Raw genomic sequence first — 26,102 nt, 5'->3', positions numbered from 1 at the left:
ATGAGCCAGCCACTGTTGGAGCTCAAGGGCATCACCCGCAGTTTCATGGCCGGCGAGCGTGAGTTCATTGCGCTCAAGGGCATCGACCTGACCATCCAGGCGGGGGAGATGGTCGCGATCATCGGCGCGTCCGGTTCGGGCAAGTCCACTTTGATGAACATCCTCGGCGGTCTGGATTACGCCACCGCCGGCAGCTACACAATCAACGGCATCGAGACCCGCTCCCTGGGCGATGAGCAGTTGGCCGAGCTGCGCCGCGATTACTTCGGGTTTATCTTCCAGCGCTACCACTTGCTGGCGCACCTGAGCGCGTTGCACAACGTGGAAATGCCGGCGATCTACGCCGGCACCCCGGAGACTCAGCGCCACAGCCGCGCCCGTGAGCTGCTGACGCGGTTGGGCCTGGCCGGGCACACCAGCCACCGGCCCAGCCAGCTGTCCGGTGGTCAGCAGCAGCGGGTGAGTATCGCCCGGGCCTTGATGAACGGCGGCGAAGTGATCCTTGCCGACGAGCCCACCGGGGCGCTGGACACCCACAGCGGCAAGGAGGTGATGCGTATCCTCGCCGAGCTGCACGCCGCCGGGCATACGGTGATCATCGTCACCCATGACCCCAAGGTGGCGGCCAATGCCCAGCGCATCGTCGAGGTGTGCGATGGCGAGATCGTCAGCGACAAGGCCAACGCCAGTGTCGGCCTCGAGCTGCCCGTCGAAACGTCCATCGAGTCGCGACGCAGCGGCGCGCGGCGGCTGGTGGCGAGCCTGGGGTTGTTCAAAGAGGCGTTCAACATGGCCTGGGTCGCGCTGGTGTCACACCGCATGCGCACGCTGCTGACCATGCTCGGCATCGTCATCGGCATCACCTCGGTGGTGTCGATCTCGGCCATCGGCGAAGGGGCCAAGCGTTATGTGCTCAAGGACATCCAGGCCATCGGCAGCAATACCATCGATATCTTTTCCGGCACCAGTTTCGGTGACAGCCGCGCCTCGGCCATCGAGACGCTGATGCCCTCGGATGTGGACGCGTTGAACCAGCTGTATTACGTCGACAGCGCCACGCCGGTGGTGGGCCGCAACCTGCTGCTGCGCTTTGGCAATATCGACCTGGATGCGCAGGTCAATGGGGTGAGCGAGCGCTACTTCAAGGTCAAGGGCCTGAAGCTCGAAGCCGGTATTGCCTTCAGCGAGAACGATGCGCGGCGCCAGGCCCAAGTGGTGGTGATCGACCACAACACCCGTCAGCGCCTGTTCGGCGCGCATGTCGACCCGCTCGGTCAGGTGATTCTGGTGGGCAACCTGCCGTGTACGGTGATCGGGGTCACGGCCGATAACAAAAACATGTTCGCCGCCAGCAAATCGCTGAATGTGTGGGTGCCTTACGAGACGGCGGCGGGGCGCGTGCTGGGTCAGCGCCATCTGGACAGCATCACCGTGCGCATCAAGGACGGCCAGCCGAGCAAGGTGGTGGAGGACAACGTCAACAAGCTGATGCTGCAACGCCACGGCACCAAGGATTTCTTCACCAACAACCTCGACAGCATCATGCAGACCGTGCAGAACACCAGCCGCTCCCTGGCCTTGCTGCTGTCGCTGATTGCGGTGATTTCGCTGCTGGTGGGCGGTATCGGCGTGATGAATATCATGCTGGTGTCGGTCACCGAGCGGACCCGCGAGATCGGCATTCGCATGGCGGTGGGCGCACGGCAGTCGGATATTCGCCAGCAGTTTCTGGTGGAGGCGGTGATGGTGTGCCTGATCGGCGGGATCATCGGGATCTCGCTGTCCTACGCCATCGGCTACCTGTTTTCGCTGTTCGTGAAAGAGTGGGAGATGGTGTTTTCGGTGGGCTCGGTGGTCACCGCGTTTGCCTGTTCCACGCTGATCGGCATTGTGTTCGGGTTTGTGCCGGCAAGGAATGCGGCGCGGCTGGACCCGATTGAGGCGCTGGCCAGAGATTGACAAATTGTGGGAGGGGGCTTGCTGCCTCCCACAATTGGCTTGATGTTGATTTAAAGACCGCTGTTGTTCTCGGTGGCATACATCCACCGCAACAGCGAATGCCGCCCGCTGATGCCCAGCTTGATCGACGCGCGCTTGAGGTAGCTTTCGATGGTGTTGACCTTCAACGCCAGTTGTTCGGCCAGCTCCGGCGCGGTTTTCCCGGCCAGCAGGCCGACGCACACTTCCAGTTCGCGGGTGGACAAGGTCAGCCCCGATTGCATCAGGCGCTCCTCAATGCGCTGGCGCAGGGTCTCGATGCCCTGATGTCGCGCCGCCACCGGTTCGCCGTCGCTGCTCGGCTGGATCGCCGTGATGTGTTTTTCCACCATGGGCAGCAACAGCGTGGAAAACTCCTGCAGCATGTTGCGTTCCTGCGGCGAGAAGCTTTCGGACTGGTGCGAGCGGTAGACCGAGAGGATGTAGCGCACATCGTCCTTGCGCCGCGTCAGGTGCAGTTGCGCTGCAGGCTGTTCCTCGCCCAGCGTTGCCGTCGAATCGGTGTAGACCGGGCTGATCTTGCGCCGCGTATGTCCCTCGGGGCTGACTCGCAATTGGCTGATATGGGTAGCGTCCACCGCCAGTTGGGTGAGGATCAGGTCGTGCAGCATGCGTGGGAAATGTCGGCTGCCGGTGCTGGCAATGACTTTGCCTATATGTGGAAACAGGTGAGCGTTCATCCAATCGTCCATGAATGTCAGGTGCGGGTATTCGGCTATGCAACGACGGGGATCAGGTGCCAATACGAATAACCCACAGTGATAGTCCACCCCGCCAGCACGTATGCTAGTACAGCCTCGCCGCAGTAAGGGGATCCAATTTGAAAAAAACTGGCTCAAGGCCATATGCGATGGGGCGTTGGGCCAGCGTCCAGCGGTCTTTTCCAGGTTTGTTGTAACATATGAATACAACTTCGCCGTTCCAGGCGAACTGCACGTCAACCCAGAGTGAACCTGCGATGCAACCCACCCGGTTGACCCTTGTCTGCCACGCCGCCACCCCGGCGCAAAAGTACGCGCGATTTGCCGATGACGAATCGGTGGTGATGGATTGGCAGAGTGACGCGTTATCCCTGGCCGGTCGCTTCAGCAAAACCCCGCAACTGGTATGCGGCCCCGAGCTGCGAACCCGTCAGACCGCCAGCCTGTTCGGCAACGAGGCCACGCTGGAAACCGCCCTGCGCGATCTCGACATGGGCCGCTGGAAAGGCCAGGCAATTGACCAGCTCGACACTCACGCGGTGAGAGCCTGGCTCGCCGACAGCGCCGGTGCACCCCACGGTGGCGAAACGGTGGAGGCATTGTGCGAGCGGATCGCGCAGTGGCTCCAGCAACTGCAAACCCAGCCCGGCCATGTGCTGGCCGTGACCCATCCGTTCGTGATCCGCGCAGTGATGCGGCAAGTGCTGCACATGCCGGTCGAGATGATTTATCGGATCGACGTTGCGCCGCTGTCCTGCATCGAGCTGCGTTTTACCGGCGTGTGGCGCCTGCGCCTGGACACTCACCCCTGGCCGTCCGACCATGGCAACATCCATGCCCCGCACTGAGAGCACCCCATGAAACGCATCCTGATCATCGGCATTGGCGCCGGCAACCCTGACTACATCACGATGCAGGCCGTGAAGGCGCTGAACCGCACCGATGTGTTCTTCCTGATGGACAAGGGCCAGAGCAAGGACAAGCTGATCGACCTGCGCCGCGAGATCTGCGACACCTACATCACCGAACCTGGCTACCGCTTCGTCGAGGCCGATTGCCCCGAGCGCGTGCGCGGTGAGATCGACTACACCACGGCGGTGCAGGTGCTTAACCGCGACAAGCAAGCCACCTTCGAGCGCCTGATCAATGAGGAAATGGCCGACGGCGAAGTCGGTGCGTTCCTGGCCTGGGGCGACCCGGCGCTGTACGACAGCACCCTCCGTATCCTGCAGGCGATTCTGGCCGCAGGGCAGTGCGAATTCGAGTTCGAAGTGATCCCCGGCATTACCAGCGTGCAGGCCCTGGCCGCGCAACATAAGGTGGCGTTGAACCGCATCGGCAAGTCCGTCGAGATCACCACCGGGCGCCGGTTGGCGGCAGGGCAGGCCAGTGATGCGGATACGCTGGTGGTGATGCTCGATGCCGAAGACTCCTACCGCAGCGTGGCTGATCAGGGCTTTGATATTTATTGGGGGGCCTACCTGGGCACGCCGGATGAAATCCTGATCAGCGGCAAGGTCAGTGAAGTGGCTGAAGAAATCGAACGGGTGCGCAAGGCTGCGCGTCTGGAAAATGGCTGGATCATGGACACTTATCTGTTACGCAAACCCTGAGGTGACCTCCCATGCTCAAACTGTTTGCCCTGGCGCTGACCCTGGTGGCCGGTGTCGCTCACGCTGACTCGAAGCTGCATACCGATTTGCCGTTGTCCTATCTGGAACAGACCCAGGGCGATGCGCGCAACCAGCCGCTGGTGATCTTCCTGCACGGATTTGGCAGTGACGAGGAGGACCTGTTCGGGATCAAGGACGCGTTGCCGTCGACCTGGACCTACCTGTCGGCCCGCGCGCCAACGCCGGTGGACCCCCATGGCTATCGCTGGTTCACCAAGACCAACGAGCGTGACTACAACGGCGAGACTGCCGACTTGCAGCGCAGCGCCGCGCTGATCGAAGACTTTGTGCGCAAGGCCACGGCCAAGTACCACACCCAGAGTGATCGCGTGTTCCTGGTGGGGTTCAGCCAGGGCGCGATCATGTCCTACGAGGTGGGCTTGCGTAAGCCTGAGCTGCTGAGGGGCATCGCGGCGCTGAGCGGCAGCGTGCTGCCGGTACTCAAGGCTGAGCTCAAGCCCGATGACGCGCTGGGCAGGCTGGCGATCTTTATTGGCCATGGCACATTGGACCAGGCGCTGCCGTATGCGTCGGCGACGCGGGCGAACGAGGTGCTGGTGGGGTTGGGGTTGAAGCCGCAGTTTCATACGTATGAAGGCATGAACCACACGATCAGCGCAACGGAGGTGCAGGACCTGAAGGCCTGGCTTGAATCGAACCTGAAGTGAGCACGGTTGCAATGTGAGAGGGAGCAAGCCCCCTCCCACAAGGGTTTTTGGGGTGGTTATGGAAGTGGGTTATTTGCCGGTAATCTGTTTCACCAGTTCGGCGTGCCCCTTCACATCATCGGCCCGCGAAATGGCCTGGATCACCAGCAACTGGTTGCCCGAGCCACCGAGGAACGTGGAGTTCAAGGTCTTGCCGCCGCCCTGGGTGGCGGTGCTGTCGACCTGACGCATGCCCAGGCCCTTGAAGTTGAGTTTTTTCTCGCTCTGTTTCTTGAAGTCGGGCAGGGCAGCGCTCTGGTCCTTGATGAAACCGGCGACGGCGCCGTCAAGGAACTTGGGGTCGTTGTCCTCGATCTTTACCCCGTCCTTGCGCACGGTTTCGGCGACGATCACCACACTTTTCGTGGTCTGATTGGCGTACATCGTGCCTTGAGTGTCGCCGGTGCCATCCTCGGCCTTGCCGGCGGGCAGGGTATCGGCGACGTAGGCCTGGGGCAGGCTGAAGGTGAACTTGCCGCCCAGGGTGGAGATGGTCTGTGTGCCTGGCTTGACGGCAGCGAACACGCTGCCGGCAGTCAGTGCGAGGGCTAACAGGACGGCGGTCTTGGTGAAAGTGGCCATGAAGCACTCCGGTGATAAAACGAAATTGCGCCTTATTCTGTCAGAAAATTCGCAAGATCGTTCCTCCCTGGCTTCACACCTTGTCGGACTCTTCCTCAAGCCGATCCATCTCAAACAGCCGCGCCAGTTCGGCGCGGGCTTCCTGGGCGGTCTGCATCACCTTGGCCGCGTCGTCGTATACCGCATGCTGGGCAGCGAGCACTTGCAGGTCGTGGTTCCTGAAGCGGCTGATGCGCGCATCGGCCTGGGCCTGGCTCAACCCCAGGCCGACCAGGGTACGGCGGCTCATTTCGAGGCTGGAGTAGAAGGTCTCGCGAATCGGCGAGGCGTCGAGGTCCACCAGGCGGTGCACGTGCTGGCGGTTACGGGCGCGGGCGATGATCTTCATGTGCGGGTAGAGGGTGCGCACCAGCTCGGCAGTCTTGATGTTGATTTCCGGGTCGTCCATGGCGATCACGAAGAATTCCGCCTGGTCGACCTTGGCCGCGTGGAGGATTTCCGGGCGCTGCGGATCGCCGTAGAACACCGGCATGCCGCCGAAGCTGCGGGTCAGCTCGATGGTTTCCACCGAGGTGTCGAGGGCGATGAACGAAATGTTCTGCGCGCGCAGGATCCGCGCAACGATCTGCCCCATGCGGCCCATGCCGGCGATCACCACGCGTGGCGCGTCGCCTTCGATGGCGCGGTATTCCTCGGGCACTTCCACTGGCCTGGTCTTGCGCTTGAACAGCTTCGGGCAGATCAGCAGCAACAGCGGCGTGATGGCCATGGACAGGGTGATGGTCAGCACCAGAACGTCGTACAACTGCGGTTCGAACAGGCCCTGGTCACGGCCGATCTTGAACACCACGAAGGCAAATTCACCGCCGGCCGCCAGCACCACGCCCAGGCGCAGGGCGCTTTCGCGATTGAGGTCACCGGCCATGCGGCCCACGGCATACAGGATCGGCAGCTTGAGGCCGATCAACAGCAGGGTCAGGCCGATCACCACCAGTGGCGAACTGAGCAGCAGGCTGAGGTTGGCGCCCATGCCCACGCTGATAAAAAACAGCCCGAGCAGCAGGCCCTTGAACGGTTCGATCTGGGACTCCAGTTCGTGACGGTACTCCGAGTCCGCCAGCAGCAGGCCGGCGAGGAAGGCCCCCAAAGCCATGGACACACCGACCAGTTCCATCAACCAGGCCGTGCCGATCACCACCAGCAGCGCGGTGGCGGTGGACACTTCGCGCAGGCCGGTCTTGGCCACGATGCGAAACACCGGGCGCAACAGGTAACGCCCGCCGATGATCACTACCGCGATACTGCCCAGCACCTGCAAGCCGTGCTGCAGGCCCTCGGACTCGGTGGTGGGGTGGCTGCCGCCGGCCAGCAACGGCACCATGGCGATCAGCGGGATGGCGGCGATGTCCTGGAACAACAGGATCGCAAAGGCCATGCGCCCGTGGGGCTGGTTGAGTTCCTTGCGCTCGGCCAGGCTTTGCAGGCCGAACGCCGTGGACGACAGCGCCAGGCCCAGGCCCAGCACAATCGCGCTGTTCCACGCCTGACCAAACAACCACAGCGCGACCGCGCCCATCACCAGGCCGGTAAGCAGCACCTGCGCCAGGCCGACGCCGAACACCGCCTTGCGCATCACCCATAAACGCTTGGGCGACAGCTCCAGGCCGATGATGAACAGCAGCAGCACCACGCCCAGTTCGGAGAACTGCGCCACGCTCTGCGGGTTACGCACCAAGCCCAATACCGACGGACCAATGATCACCCCGGCGAACAGATAGCCGAGCACCGCGCCCAGTTGCAGGCGCTTGGCCAACGGCACGGTGAGTACGGCGGCGAGCAGAAACACCACGGCTGCTTGTAACAGGTTGCCTTCATGGGGCATTGCGAACTCCAGAATCTTCAAAGCCAGTCAACAGGGCGCTATTAGAGCGCTTTTTGCCGACTGAGCATTGTATTTTTGCCGCGCGTGCGTGGGCGCACCGAACATCCAATGTGGGAGGGGGCTTGCTCCCGATGGCTGAGTGCCAGTCGACACCTGCGTGGCTGACGCATTGCTATCGGGAGCAAGCCCCCTCCCACATTGAAAGTGTCCCGTGCCCAGGATCCATGCTTTTTTCACATTGCCCCTGGCTGCCCTTTGTTACCATCGCCTTCCATCGTCGCCAGGAGTCACCGCCCCATGCAGCACCAGTGGGATGAAATGCACCGCACCCGCAAGCCCACGTTCGTATTGTGTGGCGAGCCTCAGGGCGATGTGCTCAATCTCTATGTCCACGGCTATTCGGCATTCTTCAACCAGCAACAGCTGGGGCACTTCAAGCAGCAGCTGGCAGCTATCGAAGGCTCGACCAACCTGATGCTGTTCTGGCCGGCCGGGCATTTTCTGGAAAACCTGTTTGCACCGTTCAAGGACGTGATCGCCTCGATGCTCGGCGGTGGTGGCCTGGGCGCGGCAACCGTGGGGCTGGGCAAGGCGATTGCGTATTTTCTCGATCACTACAAAAGCGTCGAGACGCGGGTGGATGAGGTGGCCAAAAGCTTGCTGCCGGAGCTGGCCAATTACCTGCATGGCGAGTCACTGACGGTGCGTCGCATCAACCTGATCGGCCATTCCCTGGGCGCGCGCATCCTCGTCAAAAGCCTGCTCGCCAGCCCTGAAACCGCGCGCGAGCTGCCGCTGAACAATGTGCTGCTGATGGGCGGCGCCATCTGTACATCGAGCCCCTGGGAGCAAGTGGCGGCGCCGTTGACGGGCCGTGTCATCAATTGCCATTCCAGCAAGGACTGGGCATTGGCGATAAAGCCCGACACCGAGCGCTGTATCGGCCGCTATGCCATCCCGGTAACACCTGCGCTCAAGGCCAAGGTGACCAATGTGCACCTGGCCAGCTTCGACCATGCGGCCTATTGGCCACAGTTGAAGACGGTGGTGCAGTACACCGACCTGCTGCAGGAGCGGCGCGGCATGATGCGCTTTGACCCGCGCAGCAGCGAGGTGCGGTTTGCCGAGGAGGATGTCGACCTGTTCCCTGTGCTGGTGCAGGCACGGCCGGACGAGTTGAAGTTTTTGGCCGAACTGATGGCGCAAAAGCGCAGCGCCTCGATTGACGCCTCGGTGCGCGAACCCCGCAAGCTGGCCATCGAACTGCAGCGCATGGGCGGCGACAGCCTCATGAACATTGCCCGCGGGCATGGCGTGAGTTATCGCCAGATCGCCCAGGATGTGGCGGGGCGGCTGGGGATCAAGTTCGACGAGCCGATCGCCAGTGTTGCGCTTGCCGACCTTGAAGCGCAGGTCGCCGAGAAGCTCATTGAGCAGTACAAGGACAAACTCAGCCAGGCCGACCGGCAGCGGTTCGACGCCGAACTGCGGGCCGCTGCGCAAAAGGAGCAGGGCCTGTTCAATCGCTTCGCTGTTGGTCGCTCGGCCACCACGGCCTTGAGCGGCACTGCGCTGGCGGGGCTGACCGGGTTCATGCTGCGACGCGGCGCCGCTTCGGCGATTCCGGTGGTGGGCCAGGCGCTCGCGGCGGCGATGTTGCTGGTGAGTGGCGTACGGGCGTTCTCAGGCCCTGCGTATTCCATCACCACCCTTGCGGTGCTGGTGGTCGGGGTGATTCGCCAGCGCATGGAGCGCGAAGCCTTGAACCAGGAACTGGACCTGGTGGTGCAGGTGGTCGAAGCGTTCGATCTGCCCCGGGACACGGTGATGCGCACGGTTGTGTCTGACTGCTAAGCTGCGCGCCTGTCTTGTGTGTTTACCTGGAATCGCGCGTGAAATTCAGCCTGCCAAAAATCGCTACCGCCCCGTTCTGCCCGCCGGAAGTGGCCGGCTCCGTTGCCGTTGATCCCAACGCGTCGTTTTTCAAGCGCGCGCTGATGTTTGCCGGCCCCGGCCTGCTCATCTCCATCGGCTACATGGACCCGGGCAACTGGGCCACGGCCATCGAAGCCGGTTCGCGTTATGGCTACAACCTGCTGTTTGTGGTGTTGCTGGCCAGCCTCGCCGGGATGGCGGTGCAGTGCCTGTGCTCGCGGCTTGGCATCGCCACCGGCAAGGACCTGGCGCAGCTGTGCCGTGAACGCTACAGCAAGCGTTCGGCCCGCACCCAATGGGCCTTGGCCGAAATCTCCATCATTGCCACCGACCTCGCCGAGGTGCTCGGCTGCGCGTTGGCGTTTCACCTGCTGCTGGGGGTGTCGCTCACCACCGGTATCGTCATCACCGCCTTTGATACCTTGCTGATCCTGGCCCTGCAGAACCGGGGCTTTCGCCGCCTGGAAGCGATCATGCTGGCGCTGGTTGCCACCATCGGCGTGTGTTTCTTCATTGAGCTGGTGCTGATCAAACCCTACTGGCCGGATGTGTTGAGCGGGTTCACCCCGTCGCTCTCGGCCATCAGCGATGCGGCGCCGTTGTACCTGGCCATCGGCATCCTTGGCGCCACGGTCATGCCCCATAACCTCTACCTGCACAGCTCGATCGTGCAGACCCGGATGATCGGCAAGGACCTGGCCAGCAAGCGGGACGCGGTCAAGCTGGCGCGCATCGACACCATCGGCTCCCTGGCGCTGGCCCTGCTGGTCAACGCCGCGATCCTGGTGCTCGCCGCCGCCGCGTTTCACAAGACCGGCCACACCGACGTCGTGGAAATCCAGGACGCTTACCATCTGCTCGACCCACTGGTGGGTGGCGCGTTTGCCAGCATCCTGTTCGGCATCGCATTGCTGGCCTCCGGGCAAAGCTCCACCTTCACCGGCACCATCGCCGGGCAAGTGATCATGGAGGGTTACCTCAACCTGCGTATTCCGTGCTGGCAACGACGCCTGATCACCCGCGGCCTGGCGCTGATCCCGGCGTTTCTGGGGGTGTGGTTGATGGGCGACGATGCCATCGGCAAACTGCTGATTCTCAGCCAGGTGGTGCTCAGCCTGCAGTTGCCGTTTGCGCTGTACCCGTTGATTCGCATGACCGGTGACAAGCAACTGATGGGCCCGTTCGTCAATCGCCTGCCCACGCGGTTACTGGCGTGGTTCCTGTTTGCGGTGATCAGCGGGGCGAATGCGTGGTTGATTGGGCAATGGTTGTTTTGATCTGAGTATCCGAGTGTCGGAGGTGATCTAGACGAGGATCGCCAGCGATGTGTACTGAGCAACCTGCGGATCGGTGGTCAATAGTCTCATCGGTTCGCTGATGGCGGTTGCAACGATAAGTCGATCAAAAGGGTCTTTGTGATGATGCTCCAGATCCTTTACCGCGATGGCATGCTCGGAGGTGATGGCTAATTCGACGACACCGCTCTCCAGACAGTACCCACGAATTTCGTCCAGATCGACATGGAGCTTTCCCAGGCTTACCTTGATTGCCATCTCCCAGAATGTCGCCGCGCTGATGTAAACGTCGGCCGCATTTTCGATGAGCTTTCGTGCTTTGCTGGACAGTTTGGGATCGCCACTGAGTGCCCAAAGGAGGATGTGAGTGTCCAACAGTACCCTCATGACGCCTTGCCCTGAAACGAATCCAGCAGATCGTCCGGTAGGGGAGCGTCAAAGTCGTCCGGGATGACGAGTTTCCCCTTCATTGCACCAACCCTCTTGCCTTTGGGCTTGGTCATCGGAACGAGTTGGGCCATTGCGCGACCATGCTTGGCGATGGTGATGATGTTGCCAGCGGCGGCCTCATCAACCAGTTTTGACAGATTATTCTTTGCTTCGCCCAGCGGTACGGTAACCATAGAGTTCTCTCCATGTTTTGGCCAAATATAGCCAAAACCAGCTGAGCTATCAAAGACGGGTAGACAGCTGTCAGACCGGCCAGATCGTATTTTTTTGTAGTACAGGACACTCATGGCAATCTCCGAAGAAAGACGTTGCTGGAGTCTGCCTCTTGAAGACCGGTGTGATAAATAGTGGCCCGTAAAATCGGACCCGGACTACTTTTCCTACTAGGAAATTTCCTCACGCATAACGCCCGCGTCGCCTGAACGCTCACCGATCCCAATACGGCACTGTCCCAAAACACGCCGCAAAGTAATCGATCACCGTACGCACCTTCAGCGACAACCGTCGGCTGCCCGGCCACAGCGCGGCGATCTGTTGCGGTTCGAGGGTGGTGGCCACTTCGTAGTCGCTCAGCACCGCCTGCAAGGTGCCGGCGCGCAGGCTTTCGCCGATCAGCCATGATGGAAATACCACGAATCCCAGGCCCTGTTCTGCGGCGTGGGTGAGGGTGTCGGCGTGGTTGCCGGTGATCGGGCCTTTGACGCTGTAGGGCGTCCATTCGCCCTGGGCGCGGCGGAAGAACCAGCGTTGCTGGCCGGTGACGCCCTTGTAGGCCAGGCAGTGGTGGTTGAGCAGTTCATCGGGGTGGCTGGGCGTGCCGTGCTGCGCCAGATAAGCGGGGCTGGCGGCGAGACGGAAGCGCTGGGGCGCGAAGATGCGTGCCTGCATGCCGGAGTCGTTGAGTACGCCGATGCGAAACAGCAGGTCGGTGCCATCCTGCAATGGATCGACGAAGGTGTCGGTTTGCTGGATGTCCAGTTGCAGCTTGGGGTAACGCCGGCACAGCTCGCCGAGCCAGGGCGACAGGTGACGCTGGCCGAACACCATCGGGGCATTGATGCGCACCAGGCCGCTGGGCTCGCTTTCCTGTTCCTGCAGGGCCTGGCCGGCGGCTTCGAGTTGCTCCAGCATCAAGCGCGCATGCCGCCCGAGCAGGCGCCCGGCCTCGGTGGGGCTCACCGCGCGGGTGTGCCGATAGAGCAGTTGCTGGCCGAGGGCCTGCTCCATCAGTTGGATCTGCCGGGAAATGGAGGAGGGCGCAAGGCCTTCGCGGCGGGCCACTTCGGAAAAACTGCCATGGTCCAGCACGGCGACGAACAGACGCAGCGCCTTGAAACTCAGTTCATTCAAACCCTGCATCAGGTCTCCTGGTTGTGCGTATTGCGCAAAGGTGTTGTCCGCATGCTCCCATTTATCGCACAGGGCAGCCACTGGATAATGCGCGCCATCCACTTATTGTTGAAGCGCAGGTGATGTATGCAGGCAAGTTCTGTCGAGGGCGTGGCGCAGGCCAGGCCAAAACGAAACATTTTGAAGTTGCTGCTGTTGCCCTTGGTGATTCTGGCGGGCATGGGGCTGTCGATGGAAGCCGGTTTGCTCGGCCCGCTGGGTGAGCAGGTGGGGCATCTGTGGGCGACCTTGAGTATTTTCGGGGTGGGTTCGGCGCTGCTGTTTCTGCTGCTGTTCTTCAGCGGTGCGCGAAAGGGCCCGGCGCTGAGCGAGCTGCCGCGCTGGCAGTTGATCGGCGGTTTCCTGGGGCCGATCTATGTGGTGGTGCTGACCCTGGCCACGCCCCACATCGGGATTGCCATGACCATGATCGCGATTCTCTCGGGTCAGGTGGGCAAGAGCGTGTTGATCGACCACTTCGGCTGGTTCGGCACGGCCCGCAAGCGGGTCAATAGTGAACGCTGGATTGCCCTGGCGTTGATTGTGGTGGCACTTGTTTTGATTGCGCGGGGTTGAGGCGATGAATCTGATTCTATTACTGGTGGTCGTGGTTGCCGCAGGCGCGGTATTGAGCGTGCAGGCAGCGATCAACGGGCGCTTGGGGCAGACGGTCGGCGTGCTGCGCAGCAGCCTGGTGACTTTCGGCATCGGCGCACTGGTGACGGCGCTGCTGATTTTCTTCTTCGAACCGGCGCACGCCGTGAGCCTGTTGGACGTGCCGAAATGGCAACTCACCGGCGCGCTGTTCGGCGTGGTGTACATGATCGTGATGGTGGGCGCGGTGCCGGTGGTCGGCACGGCCGTTGCCACGGTGGCGGTGATCACCGGGCAATTGGCGATGGGCATGCTGATCGACAATTTCGGCTGGCTGGGGAATCCGGCCATTGAATTGTCGGGCAGCCGCATCGTGGCGATGGTCTGCCTGGCGCTGGCGCTGGTGTTCATGTACCGCAGCAATACGCGCAGCGAGTGATGGTTTGAACCATCCGCGGCGGGCCACAGTCACTGCTTAAGGTGGCGGTGTTCGCCGCGCCGTGACGACCATGAAGAAGGAGTCTGACCATGCCAGATCAAACCTGTGCCTGCCCACACTGCAAGTGCGTGTTGGGTGTTGATGCGGTAATGAAAGACGGTAAGGGCTATTGCTGTGAGGGCTGTGCTCAGCATCATGCGCATGGTGAGCCGTGTGCTGCGCAGGCCAATTGTGAGTGTGCCAAGTCGGCCCGTGGCTGAATGCTTGCGGGGGCGCGACGGTCTGGAGTTGACCGAAGTGTTCCTGGCTGGCGATAGGCAAAATGTGGGAGGGGGCAAGCCCCTCCCACCTGTGTGACTGCATTCGGCTCGGCTATTGGGTTTCCAGCTCCAGACGCAGGCTGTGGTCGGACAGGCGCTTGTGATCCTTGACCACGGCGCTGGTGCGCTTGCCCTCGAGTGCGAACACCACCGTCTGCGCATGGTGCAGGTCGTCCGGCAGGGGCTGAAGCACCTTGAGCACCAGGCCATCGGGTTCGTGCCGCACGCTCACCTGGCATTCCGCGTGTTTGGCCAGTGGCCCGAACAAGGTGTCCTGGGTGTAGTCGATCTGCGCCTTGCCGTTGACCTGTGCTGTTGAGTCCATGATTTTTCTCCTTGATCAAGCCTGGGCGCACGTCCCGAGTGGCGCTATTGCCAGGCCTGTGATGTAAACAAGTGATCGTCATGGCGGTTAAAAATTCACTAATCCTGATAGATAGCGCTTTTGTGGCGAGCGGGCTTGCCCCGCGTTGGGGGGCGAAGCAGCCCCAAAACCCTGCTCTGAGCAGTGTCAGGCGCACCGTCTGCGCCTTGATTGGGGGCGCTTCGCACCCCAACGCGGGGCAAGCCCGCTCGCCACAGAAGCCCGCTCGCCACGGGGGCATTTGGCGGGTCTGGAAGCGTTGTAGATTACTCGGCCTCGGGTACGCCTTTTTCCCAGGCCGACCAGTTGCCGAGGATCGCCTGCACCAGCGGGTTACCGGTGCGATAGAGGTTCTCCAGCGCCGGCACAAAGCCGCCCTGGTCGGCGTATTTGAGCAGGTTGTCCACCTCGCTGTAGCCCGGATACGGACGGTCGAAGTCCGACCCCGCGCGCACCACGGCCAGGCGCTGGATGTCCACCAGGCCTTCACGGCTGGCGCGCAGCAAGGCTTCGTAAGTGGAGTTGTCCTCCTGCTGGGTGGTGCAGTACTCGCCTTTGTTGTCGGTGAGCAGTTTGGTCCACACCTCGGCGCGCTCGCTCAGGCGCGTGCCGGAAAACCAGGTATTGCCCGCCAGGGTGTCGCAACGGGTCACCTGCGGCGGCTGGTTGGCGGGAGCGGCGGGGTAGTGCTGGCGCCAGGCCGCCGATTCCTTGCTTTCGGAAAGCGTGACCTTGTGCGACAGCGCAAAAGCCTTGGCCTGCAGCTTGGGGTTCAGCTCGAACACTTCGGTCTTGTAGTCCAGCGGCGGTTTTTCGTTGGGGCCTTTTGTGTTGATGCCGATATAACCCGTTGGCCAGTCCTTGGGCGCGTCCCGCGAGTCCAGCTCCCACTGGGTGCCGAACTCCACCAGATAATGGGCCCAGGCCGCCGTGCCGAGGGTGCCGTGTTTGGGGCTGATGCCGGCGATTCCGGCGATCAGGAAGTAACTCTGGCGCAGGTCGAACGTGGGCGACAGCGCCAGTGCCAGGGTCGACGCCGCAGCGTTGGTCTGGCCCATGCCGGTCACCAACAGGCACACGTCCTGGGAGTTGCAGCGAATCACCGGGTATTCGGCGGACAGGCCGGGCACGCGGACTTCCTGCTTGAGTGCCAGGCGGTCGATCCAGGTTTGCGCCTCGGGGGCGAACATCGTGATCAGCATCACCTTGGGTTTGATCGGTGCGGTCTGCGCCAGCACCACAGAGGGCAGCAGCGCGAGGCTCATGGCAATCGACAGACGGGTAAACGCTTTCATCCAAAACTCCTTGATCAGAATTGATAGCCCACGCCGGCGTAGTAACCCCAGCCGTCCGAGCGTGCGCGAAAGTTGCCTTCGCCGAAATTCAACTCGCTGCCGTCTTCCCAGTTGCCGCCGTTGTGGAAGTAACGGCCGACCAGGGTGAAGCGCAGGTGCGTGAACGCGTACAGCAACACGTTGGTCGCCACCAGTGAGTTGGCGGTGCGCGCCGGGTTGTCCTTGTGCAGGTCCGAGCCGAAGTCGTAATTGGTAAAGCCGATATAGGTCAGCGAGGCTCCGTTGTCGAACTTGCCGATGGGCACGATGTACTTCATCTGTGCACGGTAGCCGTCCCATGAGTATTCATTGCTGGCGCCGTAGTTTTCCCACTGGTAACGGCCGTAGAAGTTGGCCGACAGGTTGACCCGCGAGTGCGTGTCGATATCGGTGCCCAGGCCGCTGTAAAGGGTGTTGGCGCGGTTTTCCTTGTTGCTGCCGTGGTCGTAGATCCAGTCGAACGCCACGTACCATTCCTTGAACGGGCCGATGGCCAGGCTGCGGCCGGCCAGGTAGTCGATGGAGATGCGCGGTTCGTGCTCCATGAACACCGGCGAACCGTGGTCCCACACGCCCTTGTCGTTGCTGTTGCCGATGCTGAGGATCTTCGGCACATCGACATAGCCGTACAGCTCGAACGGGCCCTTGCGGCCGAAGTACTCGTATTCCAGGTATACATCGTCCTGCGGCCGGGGGCCGAAGCTGATGTCCTTGCTGCCGATCAAGGTCAGGTCCTGGTTGAACCATTCAGAGAGATAAACGCCCTTTTTCGTCGCAGGGCTGGCTTCAGGGCTCAGGGTTTCGCCCTGTGCCGAGTCATCGGTGGGCTTTTCCTGCGCCAAAATGGGTGCACTGAGTACTCCCGTAACGGCGGCCAGGAGCATGGAAACACCAAAGCAGGCCCGGGGCCTTGAGTTCAGGTGCATTGAAAATCCCTATTCGTACGCGGTGGGAACCCGATTATTCGGGTCGACATGAACTTGCCTTGCAGGTTCGTAGCGCAAACGTTTGCACGGGCCGTACCAACTTTGCCCAATGGATTGAATGGCCTGGAAAAAATCGTGATTAGTCGTCCTGTCGATCAGAAATGACTGGGTGTCATTGACAGCACATACGTCCAATTCCTGCGCCGCGAATGTCGGCAGAATTCTCCCATCGCTCAACGCTGCATGGGGGAATCAACACCATGGACGCAACATCCGGCACCGGCCCCGACGAAGTCGTCACCCTGGTCGTCAAACATCTGATCAAGCGCGGTCGCGAGGCCGACTATGAAGCTTGGCTGCGACGCATCGTGCGCATCGCCGGCGAGCGCCCCGGCCACCTCGGCGTCGACGTGGTGCGCGGCACGCAGAACGGCCAGGCGCTGTTCACCTGCGTATTGCGCTATCGCTCCACCCATGACCTTGAAGTGTGGCTCGACTCCGCGCAAAGAAAGCAACTGATCGACGAAGCCGCGCCGATGCTCGCCGACGGCGACAATACCGAAGTCGGCGGTGCCAACGAGTTCTGGTTCACGCCCCTTGCCGACAGCGCGGCCAAGCCGCCGCGCTGGAAGCAGGCGGTGGTGAGCCTGTGCGTGATCCTGCCGCAGACTTTGATCCTGCCCTTCATCTGGGGGCCGATTCTGCGCCTGCACCCGTTCCTGTCCAATTACGTGGTCTCCACCTTTCTGGTCACCCTGACCATCGTGCTGCTGGTGGTGTACCTGTTGATGCCGGCGGCCACCCGCCTGTTCGCGCCCTGGCTTGAAGCCTCTGTGAAGGAATCCCTATGAACGCCGACCTGATCCTGTTCAATGGCCAGTTCCATACGGTCGACCGTGAAAACCCGCGCGCCACCGCCGTCGCCATCCACCAGGGCCGTTTTGTCGCGGTGGGCACCGACGGCGAGGCCATGGCCCTGCGCGGCAGCGGCACCCAGGTCATCGACCTCAAGGGTCGCACGGTGATCCCGGGCCTCAACGACTCGCACCTGCACCTGATCCGCGGTGGGCTCAACTACAACCTCGAGCTGCGCTGGGAAGGTGTACCGTCCCTGGCCGACGCCCTGCGCATGCTCAAGGACCAGGCCGACCGCACGCCGACCCCGCAATGGGTGCGCGTGGTCGGTGGCTGGAACGAATTCCAGTTCGCCGAAAAACGCATGCCCACCCTGGACGAGTTGAACCAGGCCGCGCCGGACACACCGGTGTTCGTGTTGCACCTGTATGACCGCGCCTTGCTCAACCGCGCGGCCCTGCGCGTGGCCGGCTACACCAAAGACACGCCGAACCCGCCGGGCGGCGAGATCGTGCGCGACAGCCACGGCAATCCCACCGGCATGCTGGTGGCGCGGCCCAACGCGATGATTCTGTACGCGACCCTGGCCAAGGGCCCGAAGCTGCCCCTGGAATACCAGGCCAACTCCACCCGCCAGTTCATGCGCGAACTCAATCGCCTGGGCCTCACCAGTGCCATCGACGCCGGCGGCGGTTTCCAGAACTACCCTGACGACTACGCGGTGATCGAGCAACTGGCCAGGGACGAGCAACTGACGGTGCGCATCGCCTACAACCTGTTCACCCAGAAGCCCAAGGAAGAACTCAGCGACTTCAAGCACTGGACCGGCAGCGTCACGCTGCATCAGGGCGATGACTACCTGCGCCACAACGGCGCTGGCGAAATGCTGGTGTTCTCGGCGGCCGACTTCGAAGACTTCCTCGAGCCACGGCCCGACCTGCCGCTGACCATGGAGCAGGAGCTGGAGCCGGTGGTGCGTCATCTGGTCGAGCAGCGCTGGCCGTTCCGCCTGCACGCCACCTATGACGAATCCATCTCGCGCATGCTCGACGTGTTCGAGAAGGTCAACCGCGACATACCGTTCAACGGCTTGCCGTGGTTCTTCGACCACGCCGAAACCATCACCCCGCACAACATAGAGCGCGTGCGCGCCCTCGGCGGTGGCATCGCGATTCAGGACCGCATGGCCTTTCAGGGCGAGTACTTCGTTGAACGCTACGGCGCCAAGGCCGCTGAAGCCACGCCGCCGATCCAGCGCATGCTCGCCGAAGGCGTGCCGGTGGGGGCGGGCACCGATGCCACGCGGGTGTCGAGCTATAACCCGTGGACCTCGCTGTACTGGATGGTGAGCGGTCGCACCGTGGGTGGCCTGGCGCTGCACGCCGAAGGCCTGCCGCGCCTCACCGCGCTGGAGCTGTTCACCCATGGCAGCGCCTGGTTTTCGTCGGAGCAGGGCAAGAAGGGCCAGATCAAGGTCGGCCAGTTGGCGGATGTCGCCGCGTTGTCGGCGGACTTTTTCAGTGTCGACGAAGAAGCCATCAAGTGGATCGAGTCGGTGCTCACCGTGGTTGGCGGCAAGGTGGTGTACGGCGCCGGCGACTTCGAGGATTTCGCGCCGCCGCGTGTGCCGGTGCTGCCGGACTGGTCGCCGGTGGTCAAGGTGCCCGGCCATTGGCGCCCGGGCGCGCCGATGCAGGCTCAGGCTCACCAGTGCAGCGGCCCCTGTGGCGTGCATGCACACCGCCATGAAACAGCGCGGCTTTCCAGCGTGCCGGTCAGCGACTTCCAGGGGTTCTGGGGTGCGTTCGGCTGTTCGTGCTTTGCCTTTTAAACCCCCTGAAGGAGTTAACCCATGACCTACAAGCGCTTGAACAAAGACGATGCCGTGGTTCTGCTGGTGGATCACCAGACTGGTCTGATTTCGCTGGTGCAGGATTTCTCGCCCAACGAATTCAAGAACAACGTGCTGGCCCTGGCCGATGTCGCCAAATTCTTCAACCTGCCGACCATCCTCACCACCAGCTTCGAAAGCGGCCCCAACGGCCCGCTGGTGCCGGAGCTCAAGGCGCTGTTCCCGGATGCGCCGTACATTGCGCGTCCAGGCCAGATCAATGCGTGGGACAACGAGGATTTCGTCAGGGCCGTGAAGGCCACCGGGCGCAAGCAGATCATCATCGCGGGTGTGGTCACGGATGTGTGCGTGGCCTTCCCGACGTTGTGTGCCCTCGCTGAAGGCTTCGAAGTGTTTGTGGTCACCGACGCTTCCGGCACCTTCAACGAAACCGTGCAACAAGCGGCCTGGGCCCGCATGACCGCCGCCGGTGCACAGCTGGTGAACTGGTTCTCCGTGGCCTGCGAACTGCAGGTTGACTGGCGCAACGACATGGAAGGCCTGGCCAACCTGCTGTCACCGCGCATCCCCAACTACCGCAACCTGATGAACAGCTACTCGGCGTTTACTGCCAAGTAACCGGTTTTTGTGGGAGGGGGCTTGCTCCCTTCCACAATTTGTTTTGTGGTGTGCCTGGTTAACCGCTATAAACCTGCCAACTGTCTACCGAGAAGCGACAATGAACCCCTTCGAAGACATGCGACTGTTCTGTCAGGTGATGGAGTCCGGCAGCTTCACCGCTGCCGCCGAGCAACTGGGCCTGTCCAAGCAGTTCGTCAGCCGCCGCCTGATCCAGCTCGAAGACCGCCTCGGTGTGCGCTTGCTCAACCGCTCCACCCGGCGCCTGGATGTGACGCCTCTGGGCCAGAGTTACTACGAATCGGCCCTGCGCCTGCTCAGCGATGTCGAGCAAGTGGAGCAAGGCATCGCCGGCCAGAACAGCGAACCGCGCGGCACCTTGCGCCTGAGTGCGCCGTTGTCGTTTGCCATGGCGCACCTGGGCTGCCTGTTGCCATTGTTTTTACAGCGCTGCCCGCACGTCGCGGTGGAGGTCGACCTGAGTGATCGCCCCGTCGACCTGATCGGCGAAGGCTACGACCTGGTGCTGCGTATCGGCACCCTGGAAGACTCCACCCTGATCGCCCGCCGCATCGCCAGCATCCCCCGTGTGTATTGCGCCAGCCCCGACTACCTGACCCTGCGTGGCACGCCGCAAAAACCTGACGACCTCGCCGAACACGATTGCCTGCCTTATGGCCATGGCCGCCAGGTGCAATGGCGGTTCAAGGGCAAGGTACAGGCGTTGAATGTCAGCGGGCGCATGCGCGTGAACAACGGCGAACTGCTGCGCGACACCGCCATCGCCGGCTTGGGCGTTACCTATTTGCCGACGTTTATCGTCGCAGAAGCCTTGCAAGACGGCCGTTTGGTGACGGTGCTGGACGATTTCGCACCCGAAGCCCTGACGTTGTCGGCGGTGTACCCGCAGCATCGGCAAAGCTCCAGGCCGGTGCAGGCGCTGGTTGAATTTTTGCGTGAGCGTTTGGCGGGTGGCTGCTGAAAGGGATGGGAGAGGCCAGTTAATCCCTGTGGCGAGTGGGGCTTGTTGTGGCGAGCGGGCTTGCCCCGCGTTGGGCTGCGCAGCGGCCCCAATCCAGCCGCTGCGGAGTATCGGGTGCATCGTATTCGTCATTGAACGGGGGCGCTTCGCACCCCAACGCGGGGCAAGCCCGCTCGCCACAGAGGCTCCAGGTCGATCTTCGGTGCGCAGGCCAGCGACCGGCCGATAAGCGTTAGTGGCTAATGGCCGTTACCCTGATAGACTCTCGTCATTCATCCAGGATCACACCCGACCATGGCTGCCCCAGGAGGAAACGGAGTTCCGCTCGCTACCCGCTTGTATAAATCCCGCGTGCTGGGGCTGGCGCTCGGTTTTGTGTGCGTGCTGTTTGGCATGTACCCCCTCGATCCATCGGCGTTCGTATGGGCGTTGATGCTGGTGAACGCGTTTGTCTGGCCCCATGTGGCGTTTCAATTGTCATTGCGGGCGGTGCACACCCTGCGCAGCGAGCGGCGCAATTTGCTGTTGGATTCCTTTTGCGGCGGGTTCTGGGTCGGTGCCATGCACTTCAATCCGCTGCCCAGCGTCACCATCCTGTCGATGATGACCATGAATAATGTCGCCATTGGTGGCCCGCGCTTCATGTGCGCGGGTTGGATCGCGCAGGGCCTGGGTGTTTTTGCAGCGCTGCTGGTGTTCGCCCCGGCGTTCGTCGCCGTGACCACCCAGGCCCAGCTGTATGGCTGCCTGCCGATTCTGATGCTGTATCCGCTGGCGCTGGGCTGGATCTGCTATCGCCAGGCCCGGACTCTGGCCCGGCATAAACGCGAACTGCTGGCCTTGAGCCGTACCGACAGCCTGTCCGGGTTACTCAACCACGGCGCGTGGAAGGATCACCTGGAGATCGAGTTCCAACGCTGTCGCCGGGAGCAACAGGGCGCGGTGATTGCGCTGATTGACATTGACCATTTCAAACTCATCAACGACACCTACGGCCACGTCACCGGTGATATCGTCCTGCGCCAGCTTGGCAAAGTGTTGCGCCAGAACTTGCGTATCACCGATCTGGCCGGGCGGTACGGGGGGGATGAGTTCTGCATCATCATGCCGGGCATGCCGCTCAATCGTGCCACCGACGTAATGGATACCCTGCGTGATCGCTTCAACGCGCTGGTCTATGACCAGGACCCGACCTTGCGCGCCAGCCTGAGCATCGGCCTGGCGCCGTATCAAGCGGAGCACGCCGATTGCACCCGGTGGCTCAACGATGCCGACCTCGCGCTGTACGAGGCCAAAAGCGGCGGGCGCAACCGCGTCAGTTGCGTACAAGGCAGTTGGTTGCGGTCCGTTTAGTGGGGTAGGGTGTGACTTTTCCTGCCAGCACTTAACAAGGATCGGTTTATGCTTTTCACCTTCCCGCGCACCCTTCTGGCCGCCACGCTGGCCTTGTCCTTCGCACTCCCGGCCTACAGCGCCGAACCCCATAAACAGATTCAGGCGGATGCCGAGCAATACAAAGGCCAGGCGCTGAAACTGCTGGAGCGCCTGGTGAACATTGATTCGGGCTCCGGCTACGGGCCAGGCCTCACACAAGTCAGCGACATCGCGGTCGATGAGCTCAAGCAACTCGGCTTCAGCATCGAACGCGTCCCGGATGCCGCCGCCAACAGCAGCCATGTGATCGCCACGCTCAAGGGCAGCGGCAAGGCCAACATCCTGCTGATGGCGCATATGGACACCGTATTCAAGGAAGGCTCGGCCGCCGAGCGCCCGTTTCACATCAAGGACGGACGTGCCTATGGCCCCGGCGTGATGGATGACAAGGGTGGCATCGTCGCCGGCCTCTACGCGCTCAAAGTCCTCAAAGACCAGGGCTTCAAGGACTACGCAAAAATCACGTTCCTGCTCGACGCCAGCGAAGAAACCGGCTCCGATATCGCGTCCGACCTGATCCGCAAAACCGCCAAGGGTCACGACGTCACCCTCAACCTGGAACCTGGTCGCCCGGCCGACGGCCTGGTGGTGTGGCGCAAAGGCAGCGCCACCGCAGTAGTCGACGTCAAAGGCAAAGCCGCCCACGCCGGCGTCGCCCCGGAACTGGGACGCAACGCCGCCATGGAAGCCGCGCACCAGATCCTGCAACTGGGCAAGCTTGGCGACGAAGACAAGAAAACCACCATCAACTTCACCGTGATCAACGCCGGCGACCGCACCAACGTCATCCCCGACCACGCCACCGCCAAGGCTGACGTACGCGCAGCATTGCCGGAAGAATTTGATCGGATCGAAAAAGACCTGGTGCGCGTATCCGCCAACAAGCTGATCCCGGAAACCGAAGTGACCACCACGCTCAAACGCGGCTTGCCGCCAATGCCGCAGACGGCAGAGTCCGACAAGTTAGTGGCAATTGCCCAGGGCATTTATGGGGAGTTGGGCAAGCAGTTGACCATCGAAGGCAGCGGCGGGGCAGCGGATGCCAGTTTGTCGGCCGGCGTGGGCACGCCAACGCTGGATGGATTCGGGATTGTGGGGGGTAATATTCATACGCCGGAGGAATATGCGGAGGTGGAGAGCGTGGTGCCGCGGGTGTATTTGTTGAGTCGGATGATTATGGAGCTTTCCAAGCGGTGAGTTGGGGGGGCTCACTCGGTGTTGAGTGAGCCTGCTTTTGAGGCATCCCCGTGTAGAGTCAGTTGCTGTGGCGAGCGAGCTTGCCACAGAGACTAGTGCTTTCAGGGCTTACGATATTGTGTTGAAGGGCCACTATTAAGTGTTAGTGTGATTTTCAGCTTTATAACGTTTGAGACATTCGAGTAGCACTGTCATGAACTGCCTGTTGTCACGGATTTCATCTTCGAAATAGGTATCGAACAAATAAAAAACCGAACTGAAGTTTTCATTGATTGATAGAAAATGTTGAAGAGTGTCAATAAACCACTGCTGTTCATTTTTTTGTATGAAAAAAATTCAGGCTTGGTTGGCGTGTTGAGTAATTCAGAAAGCTTCTTTTCGTTGTTTGTGTTTTTTGAAGCTATGATTTGCTCTCTCTCCGCGTCTCTGCAGTTTTCTATGCAGTATGTAAACAGCAAGCCGCGCAGGATGGCGAGATCAAGTTTTTTCATTTTTCAAATCTCGTGAAGGCGACAAATTCGGGTTTTCTCTCTCTTTTAATAACCTGCTTGTTCCTATTTTATTGGAAGCTTACGTCTATTCGTTCGGCTACTAATTTGATGAAGTGCTCATTACAGTCCGGATGGTCATAGTGTACTCCTTCAATGTTTAGCGAGGTGAAGTTCAAAAGTGTGTCGTTGCACAAATCTCCGTAAAAGACGTAGGAGTAGCTGCGGGCGGCCTTCTCTCTTCCACTTTTAGTATGTAATGTGATGATGTTCCCATTTGCATTTGTCGTCCCTTGACTAACTGCCCGGTACATTACTCTTGAAGTACAAGTTGGAGGAGGAACCTTCGATCTTCTTTGCCTGCCTTTTATAAGGCATGTGTTGAACTCCCTCTCAAGCAGATCTTTATCGTTGTATTTTTTATATTTTTTTGGTAATTCACACGCGTACATATACAGCCTCCAAAGATCGAAGCCGTCCAATCTTCCGTCGGGTCCGTAATCAAAGTCGACACAAATTTCAGACAGATAAACACTGCAGCCGATCCCGTGTAACTCTTAGGTCACATCATTATTGATCGTCCCGCATCGTGGGATTTTTTCTACCTCCATAGGCTTAGAATGTTTATTGTTACAAATGAATTTTCAAGTATATCTGTTGTTTTTTTTACTTGTTCCAGATATTCATTTATCAAGTTTTTCAGCGTTCGATTATTCATCGTCTTGGCCTTTCCAATCTATCGAGCTCAACTGCTTTCGAGGCATCTATGAGTTCTTCCTTGCTGTTGTACGAACTGTTATGGAGGCCAATATTTTCGATCAGCTTTATAGTAATTGGCGTATGTGTTTGTCTCGCCGCCGAAGCTCGATGGTGTTCATCAACAATATAGCGTTCGCCGCCATGCTCACCACCTCGAGAGGTTCGGTGGTGTCATACTCCTTGTCTCGCATACTACTGAAAATTCTTGTGAGTTGGAGTGCCGCGTTTTGACGTGACTTCAAGCGTAGACATTGATGTGAGCACTTCGCCTGCGCAGCAGCCCTAAAAAGAGCTGTTGATCTCTCTAAAGAAACGCATCTTGTTCCCGCAAGATTAGGCAAACCTATTTTTTTGTGTCAGCCACAAGCTGAATCCGGATCGTTAAAGTATACAGCTGGACCGCAGAGAGAAATGAATTTGGCCTTTAGCTCAATTGCTGAAGATTTAGACGTTGCGTGCAACTCAAAATAATTTTCCCGTTTGATTATCACCATTTTCAATTTTTCTTTAGTTGGGATATTTTTGATCCTGATGTCGCTCAAGCCTCCGCAATCTAAACCAATTCTGCATGTGTTAAAACCCTCTTTAATCCACTTTTCTGGGGGGGTGTCAGGAGTTTCTGCAATGTCAAAACCCAAGCCGATATTGGGCCTGTCATTATCAATGGTCACTGAGAAAAGTGTTATTTCGCCGATTTCCACTGGGTAGGTGAATACCTTGTTAAAAAAGATAGTGTTGTCCAGTTCGTTCCAGTATTTCATTTTTTTTCCTTGAAATAATAATGATCTTTTGCACCACCTAACTTTCCATTTCTCGGCCGGTTTTTTGGCCGAAGATTGAAATGTGCTGTTTGATCGCCCTCACCGTTAGGTGCTCCGAATTTGTGTCCAGCCCCGTGATCTTGAATTAGAATTTTGGAGCCGTCCGCACGTGTGAATTCGTACTCTCGAGTCATCACTGGCCTACCTTGCATATCTAAGATTTCATTTTTTTGTTGATCTCTCATTGATACTAGTGAGTACTGTCTCGTTTTTCCCATTCTAGGATCGAGTACGGCATCTGGGTGTTGTGCACGCGGTATTCCCGCATCGGCTTTAGCTTGTTTGAAGGCACCATTCCTAGATACTTCCGGTGCTGACAGTTCGGTGGATCTGCCACATTCTAGATTTTTCGAACCTTTAGGTGGGCAATTGGCATTCAGCCCCAGCGGATCCACCCACCCCGTAGGATTCGGCACGTACTGGTACGCATTGATCCCGCCCGCCAGCTTCACCGGGTCCGGCGTCAGATAGCGCCCAACATTCGGATTGTAGTAGCGATGGCGGTTG

Annotated in this window: 28 protein-coding genes; 15 read left to right on the top strand and 13 right to left on the bottom strand. The window is 60.3% G+C overall.

The genetic code is table 11. The features are described 5' to 3' along the window. A complete protein-coding gene (locus TU79_RS18840) occupies positions 1-1,959 on the top strand; it encodes a MacB family efflux pump subunit (protein WP_057009411.1) in 1,959 nt (652 codons plus the stop codon). A gap of 50 nt (positions 1,960-2,009) precedes the next feature. Here TU79_RS18840 and TU79_RS18835 read toward each other — a convergent pair whose 3' ends face one another. After that, a complete protein-coding gene (locus TU79_RS18835) occupies positions 2,010-2,678 on the bottom strand; it encodes a helix-turn-helix transcriptional regulator (RefSeq protein WP_082638579.1) in 669 nt (222 codons plus the stop codon). Between the two features lie 278 nt (positions 2,679-2,956). On the opposite strand from TU79_RS18835, the gene TU79_RS18830 reads away from it, so the two are divergent. The 3 genes from TU79_RS18830 to TU79_RS18820 are packed head-to-tail and all read left to right on the top strand — an operon-like array spanning position 2,957 to position 5,040. Continuing rightward, positions 2,957-3,547 (top strand): histidine phosphatase family protein, encoded by a 591-nt coding sequence (locus tag TU79_RS18830; RefSeq protein ID WP_057009409.1) that lies wholly within the window; start codon positions 2,957-2,959, stop codon positions 3,545-3,547. Between the two features lie 9 nt (positions 3,548-3,556). Next, complete coding sequence (cobF, locus tag TU79_RS18825) at positions 3,557-4,312, top strand: precorrin-6A synthase (deacetylating) (RefSeq protein WP_057009408.1); 756 nt, start codon at positions 3,557-3,559, stop codon at positions 4,310-4,312. Between the two features lie 11 nt (positions 4,313-4,323). Next, on the top strand, positions 4,324-5,040 hold the full coding sequence (locus tag TU79_RS18820) for an alpha/beta hydrolase (protein WP_057009407.1): 717 nt from the start codon (positions 4,324-4,326) through the stop codon (positions 5,038-5,040). Positions 5,041-5,109: 69 nt separating this feature from the next. Here the strand turns inward: TU79_RS18820 and TU79_RS18815 are convergent, their stop codons facing one another. After that, positions 5,110-5,661, bottom strand: a complete 552-nt coding sequence (locus tag TU79_RS18815) for a DcrB/PsbP domain-containing protein (protein WP_057009406.1) — start codon at positions 5,659-5,661, stop codon at positions 5,110-5,112. 73 nt (positions 5,662-5,734) lie between these two features. Beyond that, on the bottom strand, positions 5,735-7,543 hold the full coding sequence (locus tag TU79_RS18810; RefSeq protein WP_057009405.1) for a monovalent cation:proton antiporter-2 (CPA2) family protein: 1,809 nt from the start codon (positions 7,541-7,543) through the stop codon (positions 5,735-5,737). A gap of 297 nt (positions 7,544-7,840) precedes the next feature. On the opposite strand from TU79_RS18810, the gene TU79_RS18805 reads away from it, so the two are divergent. Both TU79_RS18805 and TU79_RS18800 read left to right on the top strand, forming a co-directional pair. Next, positions 7,841-9,397 carry a DUF726 domain-containing protein gene (locus tag TU79_RS18805; RefSeq protein ID WP_057009404.1) on the top strand — a complete coding sequence of 519 codons (1,557 nt, stop codon included), beginning with the start codon at positions 7,841-7,843 and terminating at the stop codon, positions 9,395-9,397. Positions 9,398-9,435: 38 nt separating this feature from the next. Next, the gene (locus TU79_RS18800) at positions 9,436-10,755 is read left to right on the top strand and encodes an Nramp family divalent metal transporter (protein WP_057009403.1); all 1,320 of its coding nucleotides are present in this window, start codon (positions 9,436-9,438) and stop codon (positions 10,753-10,755) included. Positions 10,756-10,782: 27 nt separating this feature from the next. On the opposite strand, the gene TU79_RS18795 is transcribed toward TU79_RS18800, so the two are convergent. The 3 genes from TU79_RS18795 to TU79_RS18785 form a co-directional block, all read right to left on the bottom strand. Beyond that, positions 10,783-11,160, bottom strand: coding sequence for a type II toxin-antitoxin system VapC family toxin (locus TU79_RS18795; RefSeq protein WP_057009402.1), 378 nt, complete (start codon positions 11,158-11,160; stop codon positions 10,783-10,785). Then, a complete protein-coding gene (locus tag TU79_RS18790) occupies positions 11,157-11,510 on the bottom strand; it encodes a type II toxin-antitoxin system Phd/YefM family antitoxin (RefSeq protein WP_231986804.1) in 354 nt (117 codons plus the stop codon). The genes TU79_RS18795 and TU79_RS18790 overlap by 4 nt, the downstream gene beginning before the upstream one ends. Positions 11,511-11,649: 139 nt before the next feature. Beyond that, entirely contained in the window at positions 11,650-12,582 is a 933-nt protein-coding gene (locus TU79_RS18785) for a LysR family transcriptional regulator (protein ID WP_057009400.1), read from the bottom strand. Between the two features lie 117 nt (positions 12,583-12,699). On the opposite strand from TU79_RS18785, the gene TU79_RS18780 reads away from it, so the two are divergent. The 3 genes from TU79_RS18780 to TU79_RS25490 all read left to right on the top strand — a co-directional run bounded on the left by TU79_RS18780 (position 12,700) and on the right by TU79_RS25490 (position 13,905). Further along, entirely contained in the window at positions 12,700-13,188 is a 489-nt protein-coding gene (locus TU79_RS18780; protein ID WP_057009399.1) for a DMT family transporter, read from the top strand. A gap of 4 nt (positions 13,189-13,192) precedes the next feature. Continuing rightward, entirely contained in the window at positions 13,193-13,645 is a 453-nt protein-coding gene (locus TU79_RS18775) for a DMT family transporter (protein ID WP_057009398.1), read from the top strand. 89 nt (positions 13,646-13,734) lie between these two features. Continuing rightward, positions 13,735-13,905, top strand: a complete 171-nt coding sequence (locus TU79_RS25490) for a metallothionein (RefSeq protein WP_082638577.1) — start codon at positions 13,735-13,737, stop codon at positions 13,903-13,905. Between the two features lie 112 nt (positions 13,906-14,017). Here TU79_RS25490 and TU79_RS18770 read toward each other — a convergent pair whose 3' ends face one another. The 3 genes from TU79_RS18770 to TU79_RS18760 form a co-directional block, all read right to left on the bottom strand. Then, complete coding sequence (locus TU79_RS18770) at positions 14,018-14,290, bottom strand: hypothetical protein (RefSeq protein WP_057009397.1); 273 nt, start codon at positions 14,288-14,290, stop codon at positions 14,018-14,020. Between the two features lie 305 nt (positions 14,291-14,595). After that, positions 14,596-15,624: a purine-nucleoside phosphorylase gene (locus TU79_RS18765; protein ID WP_057009396.1), complete on the bottom strand. Its 1,029-nt coding sequence runs from the start codon at positions 15,622-15,624 to the stop codon at positions 14,596-14,598. Between the two features lie 14 nt (positions 15,625-15,638). Then, a complete protein-coding gene (locus TU79_RS18760; RefSeq protein WP_057009395.1) occupies positions 15,639-16,589 on the bottom strand; it encodes a nucleoside-specific channel-forming protein Tsx in 951 nt (316 codons plus the stop codon). A 260-nt stretch (positions 16,590-16,849) separates the two neighbouring features. Here TU79_RS18760 and TU79_RS18755 point away from each other — a divergent pair, with 260 nt between their 5' ends. From TU79_RS18755 to TU79_RS18730, 6 genes are all read left to right on the top strand, one after another. Next, a complete protein-coding gene (locus tag TU79_RS18755) occupies positions 16,850-17,440 on the top strand; it encodes an antibiotic biosynthesis monooxygenase (protein ID WP_057009394.1) in 591 nt (196 codons plus the stop codon). Further along, entirely contained in the window at positions 17,437-19,275 is a 1,839-nt protein-coding gene (locus TU79_RS18750; protein WP_057009393.1) for an amidohydrolase, read from the top strand. The genes TU79_RS18755 and TU79_RS18750 overlap by 4 nt, the downstream gene beginning before the upstream one ends. Before the next feature lie 21 nt (positions 19,276-19,296). Continuing rightward, positions 19,297-19,914: an isochorismate family cysteine hydrolase YcaC gene (ycaC, locus tag TU79_RS18745; RefSeq protein WP_057009392.1), complete on the top strand. Its 618-nt coding sequence runs from the start codon at positions 19,297-19,299 to the stop codon at positions 19,912-19,914. 100 nt (positions 19,915-20,014) lie between these two features. Further along, positions 20,015-20,896 carry a LysR family transcriptional regulator gene (locus TU79_RS18740; RefSeq protein ID WP_057009391.1) on the top strand — a complete coding sequence of 294 codons (882 nt, stop codon included), beginning with the start codon at positions 20,015-20,017 and terminating at the stop codon, positions 20,894-20,896. A gap of 294 nt (positions 20,897-21,190) precedes the next feature. Further along, entirely contained in the window at positions 21,191-22,249 is a 1,059-nt protein-coding gene (locus tag TU79_RS18735; RefSeq protein WP_057009390.1) for a diguanylate cyclase, read from the top strand. Positions 22,250-22,297: 48 nt separating this feature from the next. Then, a complete protein-coding gene (locus TU79_RS18730) occupies positions 22,298-23,527 on the top strand; it encodes a M20/M25/M40 family metallo-hydrolase (protein WP_057009389.1) in 1,230 nt (409 codons plus the stop codon). A gap of 191 nt (positions 23,528-23,718) precedes the next feature. Here TU79_RS18730 and TU79_RS25485 read toward each other — a convergent pair whose 3' ends face one another. The 4 genes from TU79_RS25485 to TU79_RS26645 all read right to left on the bottom strand — a co-directional run. Then, positions 23,719-24,018, bottom strand: coding sequence for a hypothetical protein (locus tag TU79_RS25485; RefSeq protein ID WP_331716173.1), 300 nt, complete (start codon positions 24,016-24,018; stop codon positions 23,719-23,721). A 68-nt stretch (positions 24,019-24,086) separates the two neighbouring features. After that, positions 24,087-24,533 (bottom strand): DUF6896 domain-containing protein, encoded by a 447-nt coding sequence (locus tag TU79_RS27015; RefSeq protein WP_428839041.1) that lies wholly within the window; start codon positions 24,531-24,533, stop codon positions 24,087-24,089. A 597-nt stretch (positions 24,534-25,130) separates the two neighbouring features. Continuing rightward, on the bottom strand, positions 25,131-25,535 hold the full coding sequence (locus tag TU79_RS18720; protein ID WP_057009387.1) for an Imm50 family immunity protein: 405 nt from the start codon (positions 25,533-25,535) through the stop codon (positions 25,131-25,133). After that, a partial coding sequence (locus tag TU79_RS26645; RefSeq protein ID WP_248842906.1) for an HNH/endonuclease VII fold putative polymorphic toxin occupies positions 25,532-26,102 on the bottom strand: 571 nt, incomplete at its 5' end. The genes TU79_RS18720 and TU79_RS26645, both read right to left, overlap by 4 nt.

The organism is Pseudomonas trivialis, assembly GCF_001439805.1.
Classification (GTDB): domain Bacteria; phylum Pseudomonadota; class Gammaproteobacteria; order Pseudomonadales; family Pseudomonadaceae; genus Aquipseudomonas; species Aquipseudomonas trivialis.
This window is presented reverse-complemented; position numbering and strand designations above follow the sequence as displayed.